Source organism: Neomesorhizobium albiziae (assembly GCF_900114255.1).
GTDB lineage: Bacteria > Pseudomonadota > Alphaproteobacteria > Rhizobiales > Rhizobiaceae > Neomesorhizobium > Neomesorhizobium albiziae.
In genome coordinates this window covers 36396-56230 of sequence record NZ_FOSL01000008.1, presented here as the reverse complement: position 1 = coordinate 56230, position 19835 = coordinate 36396, and the positions used below count along the sequence as shown (strand labels likewise).

Sequence of the window (19835 nt, the reverse complement as noted above, 5' to 3'; positions counted from 1 at the left end):
CCCAACCCGACCGCCTCAGCCACCGACTCTTCACAGATCGTCGGCATCGAGCTGCAACAGCCAACCTTGAGCCCCCCTGGCGCCCTCCGGGTAATGGTGGGACTTCCGGGCGAAGCCAGCCTGCGACGAAGCTGAATGCGAAACGTCCTTGGTGCCGCCAAACGACTCCCCGCGCCCCGTCAGCTTATTATTCTCAACCTCACCACAGACCCAATCCTGAACAGCCAAAAAACAAAATAAAACACGGCCAGGCACCACGATGTAATGAAGACCAGGAAGCGGAATGAAAATCTCCGCTGCTCGGTGGAAACATCGGCTACGACAGCGTTTGGATACCGCCCACTTTCAAATTCCTTCTGCATCAGAACCTTGGATGGCAGGCACTCGGCAACCGCGACATCAGACTGGGTACGCAGCGGCTTTCCGGCCTCGTCCAGCTCGACTTCACCTGTATCATTAACCTGATCATGGTTGACTTTTGTCGACGCCGTACAATCGACCCATATATTTCCGTCTTCTATTCTGGTCTGGGGCGCATATTGAGCTACAAGCAGAATGATCATTGCATTTATGAGCGCAACCTGGATCAGATTTCTGTTCAGGCTTGTATCTTCAACTATCTCTCTCGTTATTAGATAAATGGAAAACACAACAAGATTTGATATCATCAAAATATATGATATGAAAAAAACCCAATTTATGTTTTCTATAGAAGTTATCATCATATACAACGAAATAAGAATTATCGAAACAAATATGGATCTGGAAAATTTGAACTGCTCAAGCAGATCCACGTTATCATCGTCGCTTATTGAAACACCTCTTGCAAATATATAAAGAAAAACAGGGATAATGGAGAACGCTACATAGAAGATTATTGCCGGAATGAGGAAGTAATGTATCTTTTCGTTATCAATATGATATGAGAAACTTATCAGCAATAAAAAGCATATGAACGTTGTAGCAATCGCAACCAAGTACGGCGATCGGGTCGGGCGCAGATAGTCAAGTATCTTTGCCAGACCGGCGAAAGTTCCTAAAGTAACTGGCTCTAAGACCATTCCGATCGCCCCGCAAATGCACCTACCGAAATTGCAACAGCGGTAATCCCCGGAAATCAATCCGAGATATCCACGCAACGACCAAGTATAACTCTTTTTTCGTATTGTGACAGCAAGGCTCGAATTGCGAACCCCACGCGGCAAGGGCGGCGCAATGGCCGCCTGCTGGCCTAACCGGCGTGTAAAGACTTAAATCGCCCACGGATGGTAAACCCTGAGCACGCGCGTTCGGGAAATGCGACGCGACCTGGCGTCAGGCGCTCAGCCTGAATTTGGTCGGGTCCATCGCAGCCGCCATCAGGGTCTGGGTGTATTCCTCGCGCGGATTGTCGAAGATCGCGTCGGTCATGCCTTCCTCGACGATCTTGCCTTGCTTCATGACGATCAGATAGTCGGCCATGGCGCGGACGACGGCCAGATCGTGGCTGATGAAGAGATAGGACAGGTCATGGTCCTTCTGCAGCTTGCGCAACAGTTCGACGATCTGTTTCTGCACCGAACGGTCGAGCGCGGAGGTCGGCTCGTCGAGCACCACCACCTTGGGCTTCAGGATCATGGCGCGGGCAATGGCGATGCGCTGGCGCTGGCCGCCCGAGAATTCGTGCGGGTAGCGGTTGCGCATGATCGGGTCGAGGCCGACCTCTTCAAGCGCCTCGCAGGCGCGCGCGTCCCGCTGCTTGGCCGACAGTGACGGCTCGTGCACGAGAAGCCCCTCGGTGATGATCTGGCCGACCGTCATGCGCGGCGACAGCGAACCGAACGGATCCTGGAAGACCAGCTGGAGCTCGCGCCGCAGCGGACGCATGTCGCCCTTGTCGGCCTTGGAGATATCGCGGTTCTCGAAGCGGATCGAGCCTTCGCTGCCGAGCAGGCGCAATAGCGCACGGCCGAGCGTCGATTTGCCGGATCCGGATTCGCCAACGATGCCGATGGTCTGGCCCTTGCGCAGGGCAATGTTGATGCGGTCCACGGCGCGCAAAAGCATCGGGTCGCCGGCAAGGAAGCCGCCGCCGATCTTGAACACGACCTCGACATCCCTGCCCTGCAAAAGGATCGGCGCGTTGGGCGCTGGCGGCGCCTTGCGGCCGGTCGGCTCAGCCGACAAAAGCATTTTCGTGTAGGGATGCGTCGGCTTGGAGAACACCGCCTCGGTGACGCCTTCTTCGACCACCTCGCCCTGCCGCATCACGTAAACGCGGTCGGCGAAACGGCGCACGATGCCGAGATCGTGGGTGATGAAGACGATCGCCATGCCGAGCTTCTGCTGCAGTTCGGCAAGCAGGGTCAGGATCTGCGCCTGGATGGTGACGTCGAGCGCCGTCGTCGGCTCGTCGGCGATCAGGATGTCGGGATCGTTGGCAAGCGCCATGGCGATCATGACGCGCTGGCGCTGGCCGCCTGACATTTCGTAGGGGTAGGATTTCATGCGCCGCTCGGGATCGGGGATCTTCACCAGCTTGAGCAGCTTCAGCGCCTCCTCGCGGGCCGCCGCGGCGCCGAGCTTGCGGTGGCGCTGGATCGGCTCGATCAGTTGGTTGCCGATCGTGTAGAGCGGGTCGAGCGAGGTCATCGGCTCCTGGAAGATCATGGTGATCTTGCGGCCGCGAACCTCGTTGAGGCCGGACTTGGAGAGCGTAAGCAGATTGCGGCCGCGATAGTCGACGCTCCCGGTCGCCTCGCCGTTGGAGGCGAGCAGGCGCATCGCCGCCATCATGGTTTGGCTCTTGCCCGAGCCGGACTCGCCGACGATGGCGACGGTTTCGCCGGCGCCGACCTTGAGGTTGATGCCTTTCACAGCCTCGACAACGCCGTCGAGCGTGCGGAAGCGGACGCGCAGGTCGTTGACGGAAAGGACGGTTTCTGGAGTGCTCATGGTTACCGGTCCTTGGGGTCAAGCGCGTCGCGCAGGCCGTCGCCGATGAAATTCAGCGCAAACAGCGTCGACACGAGGAAGAATGCCGGGAAAAGCAGAAGCCAGTTCGCCGTGCCGATGTTCTTGGCGCCGGCCGAGATCAGCACGCCCCAGCTGGTCATCGGTTCCTGGACGCCGAGGCCGAGGAACGACAGGAAGCTTTCCAGCAGGATCACCTGCGGCACCAGGAGCGTCATGTAGATGACCACCGGCCCGAGCAGATTGGGGATGACGTGGCGGCGCACGATGCCGCGCGTCGAAACCCCCATGGCTTCCGCCGCCTGCACATATTCCTGCCTGCGGATGGAGAGCGCCTGGCCGCGCACGATGCGCGCCATGTCGAGCCAGAGCACCGCTCCGACGGCGAGGAACATCAGGATGAAGTTTCGCCCGAAGAACACCACCAGCATGATGACGAAGAAGATGAACGGCAGCGAATAAAGGACGTCGACGATGCGCATCATGATCTCGTCGGTCTTTCCGCCGATGAAGCCGGCGGTGGCACCGTAGATAACGCCGATGACGACGGCGACGATGCCGGCAAGCAGGCCGATGGCAAGCGATATGCGCCCGGCCATCAGCGTTCGCGACAGGAGATCGCGGCCGACATTGTCGGTGCCGAACAGGAAATACTGCTGCTTGACCGAGGCGCTCATCACCATTTCGAGGCCGTCGGGCGAGGTGCTGTCGATGGTGACGTTGTCGAAGGCGTCGGAGCGCTCGAGGTAGCGGACGTTGCGTTCGTCAACCTTCTTGGAGGAAGTGACGGTGACAAAAACCCGGTCGCCTTCCTGATGCCATTCCTTGATGTCGACGCGCATGCGCTTGACCGCGTCGCCGAGCGAAGTCTCGATCGTTTCGGCCCGCGGATAGGGCGAGAAGCTCGGCGCCGTGCGGACGTAGTCGGGATAGATTGTGGTATAGAGATGCGGCACGAAATACGGGCCGACGACGCAGATCACCGCCATGAAGACCAGGTAATAGAGGCTGATCATGGCGGCCTTGTTGGCCTTCAGGCGCGCCCAGGCATCGCCCCAGAGCGAACGTCCGACGACCGCCTTGGCGGCTGCGGGTGTTGGGGCTGCGGTGACGTCAGTCATAGCGCACCCTCGGATCCACGACGGCATACATGATGTCGACGATCAGGTTGAACAAAATGGTGAAGATGGCGATGACGACCACGGTGCCCATGACCAACGTGTAGTCGCGGTTGAGCGCCGCCTCGACGAAATAACGTCCGACGCCGGGGATCGAGAAGATGGTTTCGACGATGACCGAGCCGGTGAGCAGGGCGGCAGCGGCGGGACCCGCGAAAGAGACAATGGGCAGGACCGCGCCGCGCAAGGCATGCTTCACGACCACCGACCAGTCGGACAGGCCCATGGCGCGCGCCGTGCGGATATGGTGCGAGCGCAGGGATTCGATCATCGAGCCGCGCATCAGGCGCGCCACGATTGCCATCTGCGGCAAGGCGAGCGTGAGGATCGGCCCGATCTTGTTGAGCAGCGCGCCATCGCCCCAGCCGCCTATGGGCAGCAGGTGCCAGGTCAGGCCGAACACGAGCTGGATCACCGGCGCGATGACGAAGGTCGGGATGGTGCTGCCGGCCGTCGCGATGGCGATGACCGTATAGTCGCCCACCTTGTTCTGGTTCAGCGCGGCGATGATGCCGAGCATGCTGCCCAGCAGCAGGGCAAGGATCAGCGCCGACGCGCCGAGCTGGGCCGAAATCGGCAGGCCGGCGGCGAAGAGTTCGGTGACGGTGAAGTCAGGCAGATTGTAGCTCGGCCCGAAATTCCCGTGCAGCAGATTGTTCAGATAATTGACGTATTGGAGCCAGAGCGGGTCGCCGAGACCGAACTGCGCTTCCAGATTGGCCCGGATTTCGGGGCTCAAACCGCGTTCCTGATTGAACGGCCCGCCGGGGGCCACACGCATCAGGAAAAACGCCAGTGTTACGATGACGAATAGCGTCGGTATCGCGGTCAAAAGCCGCCTGAGCACGTAGAGCAGCATAACGGCAGCCCCTTCCTGGTTGGACGGAAGCCGCCGCCTCCCGTTTTGGGGAAGCGGCGGTTCGCCAAGGGCTTAGTCCTTGCTGACGAAGCGTGTCGGATGCACGTCCATCACGTTCTCGTCGAAGCCCTTCAGCTTCGAGGAGACCAGGTTCTTGTAGCTGTAGTAGAGGAGCGGGATCTGGCCGACGTCGTCGATCAGGATGCGCTCGGCGTCGGAGAGAAGCTTGAGGCGCTCCTCCGGCTTGCCGCCGGCAGCGGCTGCCTTGTCCATCGCAGCTTCGTAGGCCGGGCTGTTGTAGTTGGAGTAGTTGTTGCCGCTCGCCTTGCGGGAGATGCCGAGGAAGGTTTCGGGATCCTTGTAGTCGGCGATCCAGCCTGCGCGTGCGACATCGAAGTCGCCCTTCTGCTCCAGGTGACCGTAGTGGGTCTTGGTGTCGGTGTTGAGCAAGGACACCTCGATGCCGAGCGGCTTCAGCTGCTCCTGGATGGCGACGGCGGTGTTCTTGTGGTTTTCCGACGTGTTGTAGCGGATTTCCATCTTCAGCGGCTTGTCCGGGCCGTAGCCCAGTTCAGCCAGGACCTTCGACGCCTCTTCCTCACGGTCGATCTGCGACTTCTCGGCGAAGGAAGCGAGCGCCGGGCTATAACCCTCGATGCCCGGAGGCACCATTGAGTAGCCAGGGATCATCGAATTCTGCCAGACCTTTTCGGCCAGGAAGTCGCGGTCGATAGCCTCGGAAATCGCGTTGCGCAGCTTCGGGTTATCCCACGGGGCCTTGTCGGTCTTGATGGCGTAATAATAGGTGCCGAGATAGGCGCCGATGCGCAGCTGATCGCCGAATTTGGCTTTCAGGTCGGCCATCTGCTCGGTCGGGATGTCGTCGTTGGAATCGAGCTCGCCGGCTTCGAAACGCTTCATGGCGGTCGAGCGGTCTTCCGTCGGGATGTAGTTCACAACGTCGATCTTGACGTTGGCGGCGTCGTGGAACTTCGCATTCTTGGTGAGCTTGATGTGGTCGTTCGGCACGAATTCGGCCAGCGTGTAGGCACCGTTGGACACCAGATTGCCCGGCTTGATCCAGTCGGCGCCAAGCTTGTCGATGGCGGCCTTGTTGACCGGATAGGCCGACTGGTGGGTCAGCATCTCAAGGAAATACGGGGTCGGCGCCTTGAGCGTGATCTCCAGCGTCGAAGCATCGATCGCCTTGACGCCCATCTCTTCCGGCTTCGCCTTGCCGGTGTTCACTTCCTCGCCGTTCTTGATGACGTAGAGCATCGAGGCGTACTCGGCGCCCGTTGCCGGATCTTCAAGGCGGCGGAAGGAATAGACGAAGTCTTCGGCGGTCACCGGGCTGCCGTCCGACCATACGCCACCGGAACGCAGCTTGAACGTGTAGACCAGGCCGTCGTCGGACACTGTCCAGCTTTCGGCGGCGCCGGGAATAACGTCAGCCTTCTGATCCTGCATCACCAGGCCTTCGAACAGGTCGCGCAGAATGTGCGCTTCGTACACAGTCGAGGTCTTGTGCGGGTCGAGCGATTCCGGATCGGCGGAGTTGCCGCGGTTGTAGACGACTTCGGCGAAAGCCGGCGTCATGAACGCGCCGCCCGCCACGACCAGGCTCGTCGCGAGCATGGTCGCCCTGAGGAACTTATGCATTTTTTACACTCCCATTTTTTGGTCGGCCCTGAGCCGACGCTGGGCGATTATCATCACAGAATTGCCCAAAGCAACACAGATTCCGTCGCAAACGCGACATTTTAGCAAGCCTCGCGCCGGCTTACCTAGCGGCAGCCAGCATGGCTTCCCGGCGCCGCGGACCTACCACAAAGCGGGAGGAAGACCGCTTCATCCAGCCGCGTCCTGCTCGCGAGCCGGGCTACCCCATCGGCTGGCATCGCTCAACCGAAGATGGCGAGCGCGAGCGAATTTCATGCTCTTTCGGAATAAAGTTGCGGGCACAACCATCACGGCGATATTTCAAAATGTTTCGACGCCTTGAAATTTATGAAGGTTTCGCGTCGAAGCACGCATAGGTTGTGCCCGGTTTAAGCCGATCGTGAACGGGCCGCAGCCATACTGGCTGCCATGAGCACAAAGCTGGCAAAATCGGCAAAGGCTTTTTTCCTGCGGAACACTTCCGCCACTGCGGCCATCGAGTTCGCGCTGCTGTTCCCGATTTTCATCCTCCTTTTCCTGGGGATGATCGCCTATGGCATCTATTTCGGCGCCAGTCATTCGGTTCAGCAGATCGCTGCCGACGCCGCGCGCGTCGCCATCGCGGGCCTCGACGAAACCGAGCGCCAGACCCTGGGCCGACTTTCTTGAGCGCCATGCCGACGGCTACGTCTTCGTCGACGCCAGCAAACTGACGGCCGAAACGGGCGACAGCATGGACAACGGCAGACAGTTCGTCGTGACGATCAGCTACGACGCCCGCGAGTTGCCGATCTGGAACCTCCTTCCCGGCCTGACGATGCCCGGCATGACGATTGCGCGCCAGTCGACCATACGGGTGGGCGGAATATGACGGACTGCGCGAGGCACCCGGCATGGCGTCGGTTCACCGGCCTTCTCGGGGACCGGTCCGGCAATTTCGCCACGCTCGGCGCGCTGACCGCCCCGATAGCCATCACGCTTGCCGCATTCGCGATCGACGAAGGGTCGCTCTATTATGAACGCCGCCAGGTGCAGGCACTGGCCGATCTCGCCGCAATCACCGCCAGCGCAAACATCGCCAATGCGGAAGCGGCCGTCATCACCACCCTGCGCGACAACGGCATGACCGACATCACGGTGGTCGGCAGCCCGATGCCGGCGGGCGTCGCGATCGGCAATGGCGGCCCCAGGGCCGTCGCCGTGTCGTTGAAGACGGGGCGCTACGATCCCGACCCGGAGGTTCCGGCCGACGAACGGTTCCAGCCCGGAGCCTTGCCCAGCAACGCGGTGGAGGTCGCGCTTCAGAAAACCGGAACGATGTATTTCGGCAAGCTGCTGATGGACCCGCCGACGCTCGGCGCTTCGGCAACGGCAAGCGCACCAGCGGCAGCAGCCTTTTCGATCGGTTCGCGGCTGGCGAGCCTCAACGGAGGCATGCTCAACGCGCTTCTGGGCGGGTTGCTGGGCACCACCGTCTCGCTGAAGGTGATGGATTACGAAGCGCTGATCGCCGCCGATGTCGAGGTGCTGAAATTCGTCGACGCGCTTGCTACGAACCTCCATCTCACCGCCGCGACCTATGACGAAGTGCTCGAAGCGAAAGCCACGGTCGGGCAGATCGCGACCGCACTCGCGGCCGTCGATGGCGTCAGCGACACGGCGAAACTCGCGCTGCAGGCCATCGCCGCGCGCGAGCCGGCCAACGCAGCCGAAATACCGCTCACTCACCTGCTCGATCTCGGGCAGGCCGGGCGCGTGGCGGTCGGCAATCACGGCGCCGGCTTCGGGGCGGCGGCGAGCATCATGGAAATCCTTTCCGCCAGCGCTGCGATCGCCGGCAACGGTAAGCAGGTCGACCTCAATCTCGGCGCGGCCCTGCCCGGCGTCCTCAATGTGACGCTGAACGTGGCGGTCGGAGAGCCGCCGCAACATTCGCCATTCTTTTCGATCGGGCATGCAGGCGATCTGGTGCGCACCGCGCAGACGCGGCTGAAGCTCACGGTCGATGTCGGCAGGCCGAACGACAATCTGGGCGGGGGCGTCTCCCTGTTGTCGGTTCGGCTGCCGATCTATATGGAGCTCGCCTATGCGGAGGCCAAGCTGACCAAGGTGAGTTGCCCGACCGGGCGACCGGAGAGCCTGAAGGTGCAGATCGCGGCGCGGCCGGGCGTGGCCGAACTGCGCATCGCAGAGATCGACGGCACCGGTTTTGCGGATTTCACCCGCGACCTTTCGTTCAAGCCGGCGAAGATCGCGGAAGTGAAGATCCAGCTTTTGCTGCTGTCGATACCGCTGCTCGCGGTAAACGGCATGGCCAGGATCGATATCGGCAACCTGCAGCCGCAGACGCTGGAGTTCGATCGGGAGGACATCGACGAGCGGGCGATCAAGACGGTGTCGACGCGCGATGTCACCCGGTCGCTGACGCGATCACTGCTCAACGAACTGAAACTGAGCGCCAACCTGCTCAACCTGCCGCTCGACCTCACTCCGCTGCTGGCGACCGTCAGGCCGGCGGTCCTCGACGCGATAACTCCGGTGACCTCCTCTGTCGACAGCCTGCTTTACACGGTGCTTTCGGCGCTCGGGATCAAGATCGGCGAGGCGGATGTGCGCGTCACCGCGGCCACCTGCGGACGATCCGTTCTCGTCCAGTGATCGGCGTCAGCCAAGCCGCGCGAAGCTGAAGCCAAATCCGGGCAGTACGATTTCGCCTTCGCCTATCTCCCCATTTCCGGGGGCATCGAGCGGCAGCGCGGCGCCGATGTTCGCAGGCAGCGGCCAGGTCGCCGGCTGCGGGGAAAAATTGAAGACACAGAGCAGGGTTTCTCCGTCGACGCTGCGCGTGAAGGCAAGAATGTCGTCCGCCGCATCGAGAAACGCGATGGCGCCGCTCACCAGTGCGGGATGCTCCCTTCGGAAGGCTAGCGCCCGCCTGTAATGGTGAAGCACCGAGTTCGCATCGGCATTCTGTGCGTCGGCGGCGCGGGCAAGATGGTTTTCGGGGACCGGCAGCCACGGCTTCGCGGTTGAAAAGTCGCCGTAGGGTTTCGCCGCCTCCCAGACCATCGGGGTGCGGCAGCCGTCCCTGCCCTTGAAGGCCGGCCAGAAGCGGATGCCATAGGGGTCGCGCAATTCCTCCTGGGAAAGTTCGGCCTCGGGGAGCCCCAGCTCTTCGCCCTGATAAAGGCAGATCGAGCCGCGCAGCGAGGCAAGCAGCGCGATCGAGAATTTCGCGGTCGCGTCGAGGTCGCCGCCTGTTGCCGTCCAGCGCGACACATGCCGCATCACGTCGTGGTTGGAAAACGCCCAGCAGATCCAGCCGTCGGCGACGGCCGTCTCGAACGCTTCGACGCAGCCGCGCACATGCGCGGGGGAAAATGCCGGGCCAAGCAGGTCGAAGGTGTAGCACATATGAAGGCGCTCGCCGCCCTCGGTGTACGCGGCGACCGTCTGCAGGGAACGCCACTCGTCGCCGACTTCGCCGACCGACGCACGAGCGCCGAATTCGTCAAGCAGGGCGCGGAAGCGCTTCAGGAAATCCAGGTTCTCGGGCTGTGTCTTGTCGAAGAGGTGGTACTGGTAGAGATAGGGATTGGTCTCCGACAAGGTGCCGGCAGCAGCCTCGGCGAGCGGCGGGTTCTGGCGCAGCCAGCGGTCGTGGACGTAGTAGTTCACCGTATCCAGCCGGAATCCGTCGACGCCGCGCTCCAGCCAGAAACGGACGGTTTCCAGGAGCGCGTCCTGCACATCCGGATTGTGGAAGTTGAGGTCCGGCTGCGCGGCAAGGAAATTGTGCATGTAATATTGCCGGCGCGTGGAATCCCACTCCCAGGCGGGCCCGCCGAAAACCGACAGCCAGTTGTTGGGCGCGGCGCCATCCGGCTTCGGATCGGCCCATACGAACCAGTCCGCCTTCTCGTTGTCGCGGCTCTTCCTGCTCTCGACAAACCAGGGGTGCTGGTCGGAGGTGTGTGACAGCACCTGGTCGATGATGATTTTCAGGCCGAGCCGATGCGCCTCGGCAATCAGCGCGTCGAAATCCGCAAGCGTGCCGAACATCGGATCGACGGCGCAATAGTCCGACACGTCGTAGCCCATGTCGGCCATCGGCGATTTGAAGAACGGCGATAGCCAGACGGCATCGACGCCCAGCGAGGCGATATGAGAAAGACGCGCGGTAATGCCGGCGAGATCGCCGCTGCCGTCGCCGGTCGAATCCTGGAAAGAGCGTGGATAGACCTGATAGATCGTGGCTCCCCGCCACCAGTCCGCGTTGTCCGTCGCAGTCATTCCCGTTCCTTTGGCCTGTTCCTTTTTGGCCCATACCCCGGCGACATCATCCGGACTGCCGTTCGCAAGCGAAGGCAACCGTGCGGCCCGGCAGGCGCCAGGCGCTTTCCCCGGCGACATGTCCGACGTTCCCACCGGCAGGCACCATCATTTCCCATGCATAGCCGCTTCGCGGCCACAGCGAAAAGACCGTCGAACGCCGGTCGCCATTGACGAGGACGGCCAGACGTTCTTCGCCCGAAGCGAGCACCATCGTCATCCGATGCCGAGAGGGATCGTTCCATTCGGCTTCGGTCAGCACGCTGCCGGTTTCGGAGAACCATTCGACATCGGCAACGCCATCGCCGGCCTTGGGCGTTCCGGTGAGCAAGGCAACATCGGTCAGGCCAGGCATCGATCGGCGCAAGGCGGCAAGCGCGAACGCGTACGCTTCGAGCTCGACATCGCGGCCGGCCCAGTCGAGCCAGGTGACGGCATTGTCCTGCGCATAGGCGTTGTTGTTGCCATGCTGGGTGCGGCCGAACTCGTCGCCAGCGGTAAGCATGATGGCGCCGCGCGAGGCAAACAGCGTCGCGAGCTGCGCCTTCACGTCGCGGCGGCGCGCCTCCGCAATTTTGGGATCGCCGGTTTCGCCTTCGACGCCATTGTTCCAGGAGATATTGTCGTTGTGGCCGTCGCGGTTGCCCTCGCCATTGGCTTCGTTGTGCTTGCGTTCGTAAGCGACCATGTCGGCCAGCGCCATGCCATCATGGGCGGCGATGAAATTGACCGTCCGGGTTTTTCCGGCGAACACATCGGACGAGCCGGCAAGCCGCGTCGCAAGCTGGCCGATCATGCCGCGATCGCCGCGCCAGAAGCGGCGGACATCGTCACGGTAGCGGTCGTTCCATTCGAGGAACGGTTTGGCGAAGTTGCCCAACTGGTAGCCGCCGGGACCGATGTCCCAGGGCTCGGCGATCAGTATACGGTTCGACAGCACGGGATCGTCGCGGATTTCACGCAGCAACGGCGCATCCGGATCGAAGCCGTCTTCGCCGCGGCCGAGGATCGTCGCCAGGTCGAAGCGAAAACCGTCGACGCCGGCGTTGAGGGCGAAGTGTCGGAGCGTATCGAGGATGAGTTCGCGTACCACCGGATGCTGGGTCGCCAGCGTGTTGCCGGTGCCGGTGTCGTTGACCAGAGAACCGTCGTGCGCGTGCCGGTAGTAGGCTGAGTTATCGAGCCCGCGCAGCGAAAGCGTCGGGCCGAACTCATCGCTTTCGCCGGTGTGGTTGAAAACAAGGTCGAGAATGACGCCGATGCCTGCCGCTCGCAGGGCAGAGACCGTGTCGCGCAACTCGGCCAGCCCGCCCGGCGCCAGGCGCGGGTCGAGCGCCATGAACGTCACCGGGTTGTAGCCCCATGCGTTGGAGAGGCCGAGTGGCGGCAGGTGCCGCTCGTCGATCCATGCGGTGACCGGCATCAATTCGACTGCCGACACGCCAAGCTTTTGCAGGTGTTCGATGACCGCAGGATGGGCGAGTGCAGCGACGGTGCCGCGCAGCTTTTCCGGAACCTGCGGATGGAGCATGGTGAAGGAGCGGACATTCAGCTCGTAGATAAGGCCGCCGGGTTTGAAGACCGGTTCGCTGTTAGCCACCGGCGCGAATGGCGCCTGGACCACGGCCTTCGGCATCAATGACGCGGTGTCGCCACCCTCGCCCCGCTTCGCCGCCAACCGCGGATCGTAGATGTAGGGTCGGTCGATGGCCATAGCGTAGGGATCGACCAACAGCTTGTCGGGATCGAACCACAGGCCGCGGGCCGGGTCGTAGTCACCATCACAGCGATAACCGTAGCGCGTGCCGGCGGAGAGGCCGGGAACAAACAGGGCATGAACGCCTTCGCCTATCGCTTCGAATTCGAGCCGGTCGACCTCGCGGTCGCCGCGATCATCGAACAGAGATACCCAGTTGCGTCTTGCGGCGCTGGACCAGACGGAGAAACGAACGTCATCGCTGGTGGCGGTGGCGCCAAAGCGCAGACGAAAACTCATCAGATAAAAGCGCCGCCAGTGATGACAGCCAATCTCCCCCCACAGGGCAGGGCTATCGCATATGAGTGGTCGACCCCCACTCCGGTTTGCTTTGCAAACCACCTCTCCCCCGATCGACGGGGGAGAGGAAGCGCCGGCCGCCATGCCGGGGCTCCCTTCCTCTCCCTCCGGAGGGGGGAGAGGTGGCCCGAAGGGCCGGAGTGGGGGAAGACAGATCCCATATGCGATAGCCCTCCCCCACAAGGGGGGAGATTGGCTGTCATCAACTGCCTCAAGTGATCACCGTCGGCTTGTTGCGGCCGGTGTGGGCATGGATGCCGGCAAGCGTCTCGGCGGCAGCGATCAGGTCGGCAAGCGCGGACTGGGTTTCCAGGCCGAGATTGCCGTCCTTGGGTTCGTAGCGTTCGATGTAGACCCGCAGCGTCGCGCCCGACGTGCCCGTGCCGGAAAGCCGGAACACGACACGCGAGCCACCCTCGAACATGACGCGGATGCCCTGGTTCTTCGAGACCGAGCCGTCAACGGGATCGTCGTACTGGAAGTCGTCAGCGGCGGCGATCTTCAGGTCGCCGACGCTGGTTCCCGGCAGCGAGCCGAGCTTGCCGCGAAGCGCATCCATCAGCGCATTGGCGCGCGCCGTCTCAACTTCTTCATAATCGTGGCGGGAGTAATAATTGCGGCCGTAGGTCGCCCAATGCTCCTCGACGATCTGCTTGGCGCTCTCGCCGCGGATGGCGAGGATATTGAGCCACAGAAGCACAGCCCAGAGCCCATCCTTCTCGCGCACATGGTCGGAGCCGGTGCCGGCACTTTCCTCGCCGCAGATCGTTGCCATGCCGGCGTCGAGCAGATTGCCGAAGAACTTCCAGCCGGTCGGCGTCTCGTACATGCCGATGCCGAGCTTTTCGGCGACCCGGTCGGCGGCGCCGCTGGTCGGCATCGAACGGGCGATGCCTTTCAGGCCCTTGGCGTAGCCGGGCGCCAGATGCGCGTTGGCCGCCAGGATCGCCAGCGAATCGGACGGCGTGACGAAAATTCCCTTGCCGATGATCAGGTTGCGGTCGCCGTCGCCATCGGAAGCGGCGCCGAAATCCGGCGCGTCCGGTCCCATCATCTCGTCATAGAGATGCTTGGCATGGACGAGGTTGGGGTCGGGGTGATGGCCGCCGAAATCCGGCAGCGGCTTGAAGTTGCGAGCGGTGCCCTTGGGAGCGCCGAGGCGCAGCTCCAATATCTCCTTGGCATAGGGCCCGGTCACCGCATGCATGGCATCGAAAGCCATGCGGAAACCGTATTTGAAATTGGCGCGGATGGCGTCGAAATCGAACAGGCTTTCCATCAGTTCGGCGTAGTCGGCGACCGGGTCGATGATTTTCACCTTCATGCCACCGGCATCGAATTCGCCGATCCTGTCGATGTCGATGGCATCGATGTCGGCGATCTTGTAGCTGGCGATCGCCTTGGTGCGGGCGAAGATCGCGTCGGTGATCTTTTCCGGGGCCGGGCCGCCATTGCCGATGTTGTATTTGATGCCGAAATCCTCGTGCGGGCCGCCCGGATTGTGGCTTGCCGACAGGACGAGGCCGCCGAATGCGTTGTATTTGCGGATGATGTTCGAGGCAGCCGGCGTCGAGAGGATGCCGCCGCGCCCGACGATGACCGAACCGAAGCCGTTGGCCGCCGCCATCGCAATGGCGATCTGGACGACCTCGCGGTTGAAATATCGGCCGTCGCCGCCGATCACCAGTTCCTTGCCCTGAAAACCCTCGAGCGAATCGAAGACCGACTGGATGAAGTTTTCCACATAGTTGGGCTGCTGGAAGACCGGCACCTTCTTGCGCAGGCCGGACGTGCCCGGCTTCTGGTCGTCGTAAGGCTTGGTTTCAACGGTTCTGATCATGCAGGCTGATGTCCTTTCGAAGCGAGCTTCCGGTAGAGCCCGGCATATCTCGCGGCGCTTTTTTCCCACGAAACGTCCGCCTTCATGCCCTGAAGCTGCAGCGACTTCCAAGAGGCAGGCGCCTCATAAATGGTCAACGCCCGATGCACGGCGTGAAGGAAGGCATCGAGATTGGCTGGCGTGAACTGGAAACCGGTCGCAGCACCCGCCGAAACCGCGGCCTCATTGGCGTCGACGATGGTGTCGGCAAGGCCGCCGGTACGCGCCACGATCGGCACGCAACCATAGCGCAGCCCGTAAAGCTGGGTGAGGCCGCAAGGTTCGAAGCGTGAGGGAATGACGATGGCGTCGGAACCGCCCTGCATCAGATGCGACAGGCCTTCGTCATAGCCGATGACGACGCCGACACGGCCGCGGTGGCGCGCCGCACCCGCAAGCAGGCCGCCTTCCAACGCCTGGTCGCCAGCGCCGAGCACCGCCAGCCTGACGCCCATGCCGGCAAGGGCGTCGATCGCCGCGACCAGCATGTCCATGCCCTTCTGCCAGGTGAGGCGACTGACCACACAGAGAATCGGGCCGTCGTCGCGGTCGAGGCCGAAACGTTCCTCGATGGCGCGCTTGTTGGCCTGGCGCCCCTTCAGCGACCGCGCCGAATAGGTTTCAGCAAGATGCGTGTCGGTGGCGGGATTCCAGATACCGGTATCGATGCCGTTGACAATGCCGTGCAGGTCGCCGGCGCGCAGATTGACGAGACCATCGAGACCCATGCCGAATTCCGGGGTGCGGATCTCCTGCGCATAGGTAGGGCTGACCGTGGTGATGGCGGACGCCGCCTGAAGCCCGGCCTTCAGGAAACCGACGCCGCCGTAATATTCGACACCGTCGAGCGCCATCGCTTGCGGCGGCAGGCCGAGCAGCGGGAAGACACTGGCAGGAAACTGCCCCTGGAAAGCAAGATTGTGCACGGTCATGACACTCGGCAGTGCGGAAGCCGCCCCGTAACGCATGTAAGCCAGCGTCATCGCCGCCTGCCAGTCATGCGCATGGACGAGCGTCGGCGCATAGCCCGAAACGACGCCAGCGGCGATGTCAGCGCCGGCGCGGCTGAGTGCTGCGAAGCGCCGCGCATTGTCTGGCCAGTCGGCGCCGGTGGTGTCGCCGTAGGGGCCGCCGACACGGTCGAACAAATGCGGCGCGTCGAGAACGAAAAGGTCGAGCCCGGCGATCTGAACCGGGAGGATCGACGCCTTGCCGCCATGCAGGTCCGCATATTGGTGGACGGGCTTCTTGCGCTTCAACTGGCCGCGCACCACGGGATAGCCTGGCAAGAGCGTGCGGACATGAACGCCCTGCCCTGCGAGCGCCAGCGGCAACGCGCCGGCGACATCGGCCAGGCCGCCGGTCTTGACCAGCGGATAGACCTCCGATGTCACCGAAAGCACGTCCATGTTCAGGCCTCCAGCTTGTTGATCATGTCCTGCGTGATCAGGCAGATGCCCTTTTCCGAAAGGCGGAACCGCTTGGCGTCGAGCACCGGGTCCTCGCCAACCACAAGACCTTCGGGTATTCTCACGCCATGGTCGATGACGACGCGCTTCAGCGAAGCGCTGCGGCCGACATGACAGTCGGGAAGCATGACCACATCTTCCAGCTTGGCGTAGGAATTGATGCGGGCGCCGGTGAAGATCAGGCTGCGCTTGAGTGCTGCGCCCGAAACGATGCAATCGCCTGAGACCAGCGACGACACCGCCGAACCGCGCCGGCCATCCTCGTCGTGGACGAACTTTGCCGGCGGCTTCAACTCGGCGTAGGTCCAGATCGGCCAGTCGCGATCGTAGAGATCGAGCTCGGGCGTGATGTCCGTCAAGTCGATATTGGCTTCCCAATAAGCGTCGATGGTGCCGACGTCGCGCCAGTAGGCCTGGGCCTCCGATGTCGAGCGCACGCACGACTTGGCAAAACGGTGCGCCACGGCTTTGCCGTGCTCTACAATGTAGGGGATGATGTCCTTGCCGAAATCACGGCTGGAACCGGGCTCGGCCGCGTCGCGGCGCAACTGGTCCATCAGGAACTTGGTCTTGAAGACATAGATGCCCATCGAGGCCAGCGCGAATTCCGGCTTGTCCGGAATTCCAGGCGGATCCGCGGGCTTTTCGACGAAGGCGATGATGTTATCCTTCTCGTCGACATGCATGACGCCGAAGCCGGTGGCTTCCATGCGCGGCACTTCCAGGCAGCCGACGGTGACGTCTGCCTTGGCTTCGACGTGCTGGCGCAGCATCAGCTCGTAGTCCATCTTGTAGATGTGATCGCCGGCGAGGATGACCATGTATTCGGGGTCGTAGGCCTCGATGATGTCGATGTTCTGGTACACCGCGTCGGCGGTGCCTTCATACCACTGCGTTTCGGAAACGCGCTGGCTGGCAGGCAGGATATCGAAACTCTCGTTTCGCTCGGGCCGCAGGAAGTTCCAGCCGCGCTGCAGATGGCGGATCAGCGAATGCGCCTTGTACTGGGTGGCGACGCCCATGCGGCGGATGCCGGAGTTCAGGGCGTTGGAGAGCGCGAAGTCGATGATGCGGGTCTTGCCGCCGAAATAGACCGCCGGCTTGGCGCGCCGGTCGGTCAGCTCCTTCAGCCGGCTGCCGCGCCCGCCGGCCAGAACATAGGCCATGGCGTCACGCGCCAGCGGCTGGTTCTTCTTTGCCTCCATAAAACCCTCCCAGGTCTGCTACTCCAGAACAAATTCCAGCATGATCGTCGCCAGCGGCGGCAAAAGCATCGCCGCATACGCGCCGCCTTCGCCCTCCTCGACGGCTTCCACACGGCCGCCATTGCCTTGGCCCGAACCGTCGTAAACGGTCGCGTCGGTGTTCACGATCTCGCGCCAGATACCAGCCTTCGGCAGCGGCACGCGATAGTTTTCGCGTGGCACCGGCGTGAAGTTGGAGATCACCGCGACGGGATTGCCATCGGGTGCGGTACGCAGCCAGGCGAAGACCGAATTCTGGTTGTCGTCGACGACCAGCCAGGAAAAGCCGTCCGGCTCGCAGTCGCGAGCATGCAGCGCCGGCCGCGAGCGGTAGAGGTAGTTGAGATCGCGCACGAGCTGGCGCATGCCGCGATGCGGCGCGTGTTCCAGCAAGTGCCAGTCGAGCGACTTCGCCTCGTTCCACTCGGCGCGCTGGGCGAACTCCTGGCCCATGAACAAGAGTTTCTTGCCGGGATAGCCCCACATGAAGGCGTAGTAGGCGCGCAGCGTGGCGAACTTCTGCCAGTCGTCGCCGGCGATCTTGCCGATCAGCGTGCCTTTGCCATGCACGACCTCGTCATGAGAGATGGGCAGCACGAAATTTTCGCTGAAAGCGTAGAGCAGCCCGAAGGTGATCTCGTTGTGGTGGTGCTTGCGGTAGACCGGCTCGCGCGACAGGTAGTCGAGCGTGTCGTGCATGAAGCCCATGTTCCATTTGAAGCCGAAGCCCAGCCCGCCTTCATGCACTGGCTGCGACACCTTCGGCCAGGAAGTGGATTCCTCGGCGATGGTCATGACGCCGGGGTGGGCGCCGTAGACTTCCTTGTTCATGCGCTGCAGGAAGCTGACCGCCTCGAGGTTCTCGCGGCCGCCCTTCTCGTTAGGGATCCATTCGCCCTGCTTGCGCGAATAATCGAGGTAAAGCATCGAGGCGACCGCATCGACGCGCAATCCGTCGAGGTGATATTTTTCGGCCCAGAAGACGGCGTTGTTGACGAGGTAGGAAATCACCTCACGGCGGCCGAAATTGTAGATCGCGGTATTCCAGTCGGGATGGAACCCTTTGCGCGGATCGTCGTGCTCGTAGAGCGCGGTGCCATCGAAACGCGCCAGCCCGTGCGCGTCGACCGGGAAATGCGCCGGCACCCAGTCCAGTATGATGCCGATGCCGGCCTGGTGGGCGCCGTCGACGAAGCGTGCGAACCCTTCGGGATCGCCGAAGCGCGCGGTTGGCGCATAAAGGCCCGTGGTCTGGTAACCCCAGGACGGGTCGTAGGGATGTTCGGTGATCGGCAGGAACTCGATATGGGTAAAGCCCGTCTCGGCAACATAGGGGATCAGCCGGTTGCCGAGATCGTCCCACGAGAGAAAGCTGCCATCGTCGGCAAGCTGCCAGGAGCCGGCGTGGACCTCGTAGATCGAGATCGGCTCGCGGCGATGGTCGGCGGTCCTCCAGTAGGCGCGATGCGCCTGGTCGTTCCATTGGTGCCTGAGCGGCGCCATGGTGACCGAAGCGGTGGCCGGCCGCAATTCCGAGCGGAAGGCGAACGGGTCGGCTTTCAGCGGTACAGGCTGGCCGTCCGCCCCGACGATCTCGAATTTGTAGGGACGCCCCTCGCCGATATCCGGCACGAAGATTTCCCAGATACCGGTATCCCTGCGCAGGCGCATGACATGGCGGCGGCCGTCCCAGTCGTTGAAATCGCCGACCACGGAGACGCGGCGCGCGTTTGGCGCCCAGACGGCGAAATGCACGCCCGACGCGCCTTCATGAGCGATGAGGTGGGCGCCGAGCTTGTCGAAGAGCCTGTGATGCGAACCTTCCGCGATGTAGTAGTCGTCCATCGGACCGAGCACCGGACCGAACGAATACGCATCGGTCACCCACCATTCGCCGCCGGCATTGCGGGCGTGGTAGCGCAAGGGCTGACGCTTGCGGATCGACAGCTTGCCGTCGAAGAAGCCGGCATCATCGCGCCGGGCGAGCTCACCGGCGGATTTGCCGGCCAGCGTGAAGGCGGTGACGGTTTCGGCATGCGGGATGAAGCAGCGGGCCAACAATCCCTTGTCGGCGGATTGCACCCCGAGCACCGAAAACGGGTCGCCATGCGTGCCCGCGACGATCGCCGCGATGTCGGAAACGGCCGTCAAATCCGGCACTTCCCTGTTCGCGACGCTAGCGCGGGCTTTCTTCATGCAGACCG

14 protein-coding genes are annotated in these 19835 nt (G+C 62.5%); 2 read left to right on the top strand and 12 right to left on the bottom strand.

Features of this window, described 5'->3' with window-relative positions:
• Positions 1-179 precede the first annotated feature (179 nt).
• The 6 genes from F3H98_RS14525 to F3H98_RS31765 form a co-directional block, all read right to left on the bottom strand.
• A complete protein-coding gene (locus F3H98_RS14525) occupies positions 180-1061 on the bottom strand; it encodes a hypothetical protein (RefSeq protein ID WP_149760869.1) in 882 nt (293 codons plus the stop codon).
• 253 nt (positions 1062-1314) lie between these two features.
• Positions 1315-2934, bottom strand: a complete 1620-nt coding sequence (locus F3H98_RS14520; RefSeq protein ID WP_149760868.1) for an ABC transporter ATP-binding protein — start codon at positions 2932-2934, stop codon at positions 1315-1317.
• A gap of 2 nt (positions 2935-2936) precedes the next feature.
• Positions 2937-4073 (bottom strand): ABC transporter permease, encoded by a 1137-nt coding sequence (locus tag F3H98_RS14515; protein WP_149760867.1) that lies wholly within the window; start codon positions 4071-4073, stop codon positions 2937-2939.
• On the bottom strand, positions 4066-4989 hold the full coding sequence (locus tag F3H98_RS14510; protein ID WP_149760866.1) for an ABC transporter permease subunit: 924 nt from the start codon (positions 4987-4989) through the stop codon (positions 4066-4068). The genes F3H98_RS14515 and F3H98_RS14510 overlap by 8 nt, the downstream gene beginning before the upstream one ends.
• A 72-nt stretch (positions 4990-5061) precedes the next feature.
• Positions 5062-6651, bottom strand: coding sequence for a peptide ABC transporter substrate-binding protein (locus tag F3H98_RS14505; RefSeq protein WP_149760865.1), 1590 nt, complete (start codon positions 6649-6651; stop codon positions 5062-5064).
• 389 nt (positions 6652-7040) lie between these two features.
• On the bottom strand, positions 7041-7178 hold the full coding sequence (locus F3H98_RS31765) for a hypothetical protein (RefSeq protein ID WP_244621740.1): 138 nt from the start codon (positions 7176-7178) through the stop codon (positions 7041-7043).
• Positions 7179-7204: 26 nt separating this feature from the next.
• Between F3H98_RS31765 and F3H98_RS14500 the strand changes: the two genes are divergently transcribed.
• On the top strand, positions 7205-7522 hold the full coding sequence (locus F3H98_RS14500; RefSeq protein WP_342211614.1) for a hypothetical protein: 318 nt from the start codon (positions 7205-7207) through the stop codon (positions 7520-7522).
• Positions 7519-9309 carry a TadG family pilus assembly protein gene (locus F3H98_RS14495; RefSeq protein WP_149760864.1) on the top strand — a complete coding sequence of 597 codons (1791 nt, stop codon included), beginning with the start codon at positions 7519-7521 and terminating at the stop codon, positions 9307-9309. The genes F3H98_RS14500 and F3H98_RS14495 overlap by 4 nt, the downstream gene beginning before the upstream one ends.
• Before the next feature lie 6 nt (positions 9310-9315).
• On the opposite strand, the gene bglA is transcribed toward F3H98_RS14495, so the two are convergent.
• The 6 genes from bglA to glgB form a co-directional block, all read right to left on the bottom strand.
• Positions 9316-10944, bottom strand: a complete 1629-nt coding sequence (bglA, locus tag F3H98_RS14490; protein ID WP_149760863.1) for a beta-galactosidase BglA — start codon at positions 10942-10944, stop codon at positions 9316-9318.
• A gap of 46 nt (positions 10945-10990) precedes the next feature.
• Positions 10991-12979, bottom strand: coding sequence for a glycogen debranching protein GlgX (gene glgX / locus F3H98_RS14485; RefSeq protein WP_149760862.1), 1989 nt, complete (start codon positions 12977-12979; stop codon positions 10991-10993).
• 271 nt (positions 12980-13250) lie between these two features.
• On the bottom strand, positions 13251-14879 hold the full coding sequence (locus F3H98_RS14480; protein ID WP_149760861.1) for an alpha-D-glucose phosphate-specific phosphoglucomutase: 1629 nt from the start codon (positions 14877-14879) through the stop codon (positions 13251-13253).
• Positions 14876-16327: a glycogen synthase GlgA gene (gene glgA / locus F3H98_RS14475; RefSeq protein WP_149760860.1), complete on the bottom strand. Its 1452-nt coding sequence runs from the start codon at positions 16325-16327 to the stop codon at positions 14876-14878. The genes F3H98_RS14480 and glgA overlap by 4 nt, the downstream gene beginning before the upstream one ends.
• Positions 16328-16329: 2 nt before the next feature.
• The gene (gene glgC, locus F3H98_RS14470) at positions 16330-17592 is read right to left on the bottom strand and encodes a glucose-1-phosphate adenylyltransferase (protein ID WP_149760859.1); all 1263 of its coding nucleotides are present in this window, start codon (positions 17590-17592) and stop codon (positions 16330-16332) included.
• Between the two features lie 18 nt (positions 17593-17610).
• The gene (glgB, locus tag F3H98_RS14465; RefSeq protein ID WP_149760858.1) at positions 17611-19827 is read right to left on the bottom strand and encodes a 1,4-alpha-glucan branching protein GlgB; all 2217 of its coding nucleotides are present in this window, start codon (positions 19825-19827) and stop codon (positions 17611-17613) included.
• Between the last annotated feature and the right edge of the window lie 8 nt (positions 19828-19835).

Excerpts from the sequence above, each read along its gene's own strand:
- F3H98_RS14525 (WP_149760869.1), bottom strand. The coding sequence starts at position 1,061 with ATGGTCTTAGAGCCAGTTACTTTAGGAACTTTCGCCGGTCTGGCAAAG.
- F3H98_RS14520 (WP_149760868.1), bottom strand. The coding sequence starts at position 2,934 with ATGAGCACTCCAGAAACCGTCCTTTCCGTCAACGACCTGCGCGTCCGC.
- F3H98_RS14515 (WP_149760867.1), bottom strand. The coding sequence starts at position 4,073 with ATGACTGACGTCACCGCAGCCCCAACACCCGCAGCCGCCAAGGCGGTC.
- F3H98_RS14510 (WP_149760866.1), bottom strand. The coding sequence starts at position 4,989 with ATGCTGCTCTACGTGCTCAGGCGGCTTTTGACCGCGATACCGACGCTA.
- F3H98_RS14505 (WP_149760865.1), bottom strand. The coding sequence starts at position 6,651 with ATGCATAAGTTCCTCAGGGCGACCATGCTCGCGACGAGCCTGGTCGTG.
- F3H98_RS31765 (WP_244621740.1), bottom strand. The coding sequence starts at position 7,178 with ATGAAAATCGGGAACAGCAGCGCGAACTCGATGGCCGCAGTGGCGGAA.
- F3H98_RS14500 (WP_342211614.1), top strand. The coding sequence starts at position 7,205 with ATGGCATCTATTTCGGCGCCAGTCATTCGGTTCAGCAGATCGCTGCCG.
- F3H98_RS14495 (WP_149760864.1), top strand. The coding sequence starts at position 7,519 with ATGACGGACTGCGCGAGGCACCCGGCATGGCGTCGGTTCACCGGCCTT.
- bglA (WP_149760863.1), bottom strand. The coding sequence starts at position 10,944 with ATGACTGCGACGGACAACGCGGACTGGTGGCGGGGAGCCACGATCTAT.
- glgX (WP_149760862.1), bottom strand. The coding sequence starts at position 12,979 with ATGAGTTTTCGTCTGCGCTTTGGCGCCACCGCCACCAGCGATGACGTT.
- F3H98_RS14480 (WP_149760861.1), bottom strand. The coding sequence starts at position 14,879 with ATGATCAGAACCGTTGAAACCAAGCCTTACGACGACCAGAAGCCGGGC.
- glgA (WP_149760860.1), bottom strand. The coding sequence starts at position 16,327 with ATGGACGTGCTTTCGGTGACATCGGAGGTCTATCCGCTGGTCAAGACC.
- glgC (WP_149760859.1), bottom strand. The coding sequence starts at position 17,592 with ATGGAGGCAAAGAAGAACCAGCCGCTGGCGCGTGACGCCATGGCCTAT.
- glgB (WP_149760858.1), bottom strand. The coding sequence starts at position 19,827 with ATGAAGAAAGCCCGCGCTAGCGTCGCGAACAGGGAAGTGCCGGATTTG.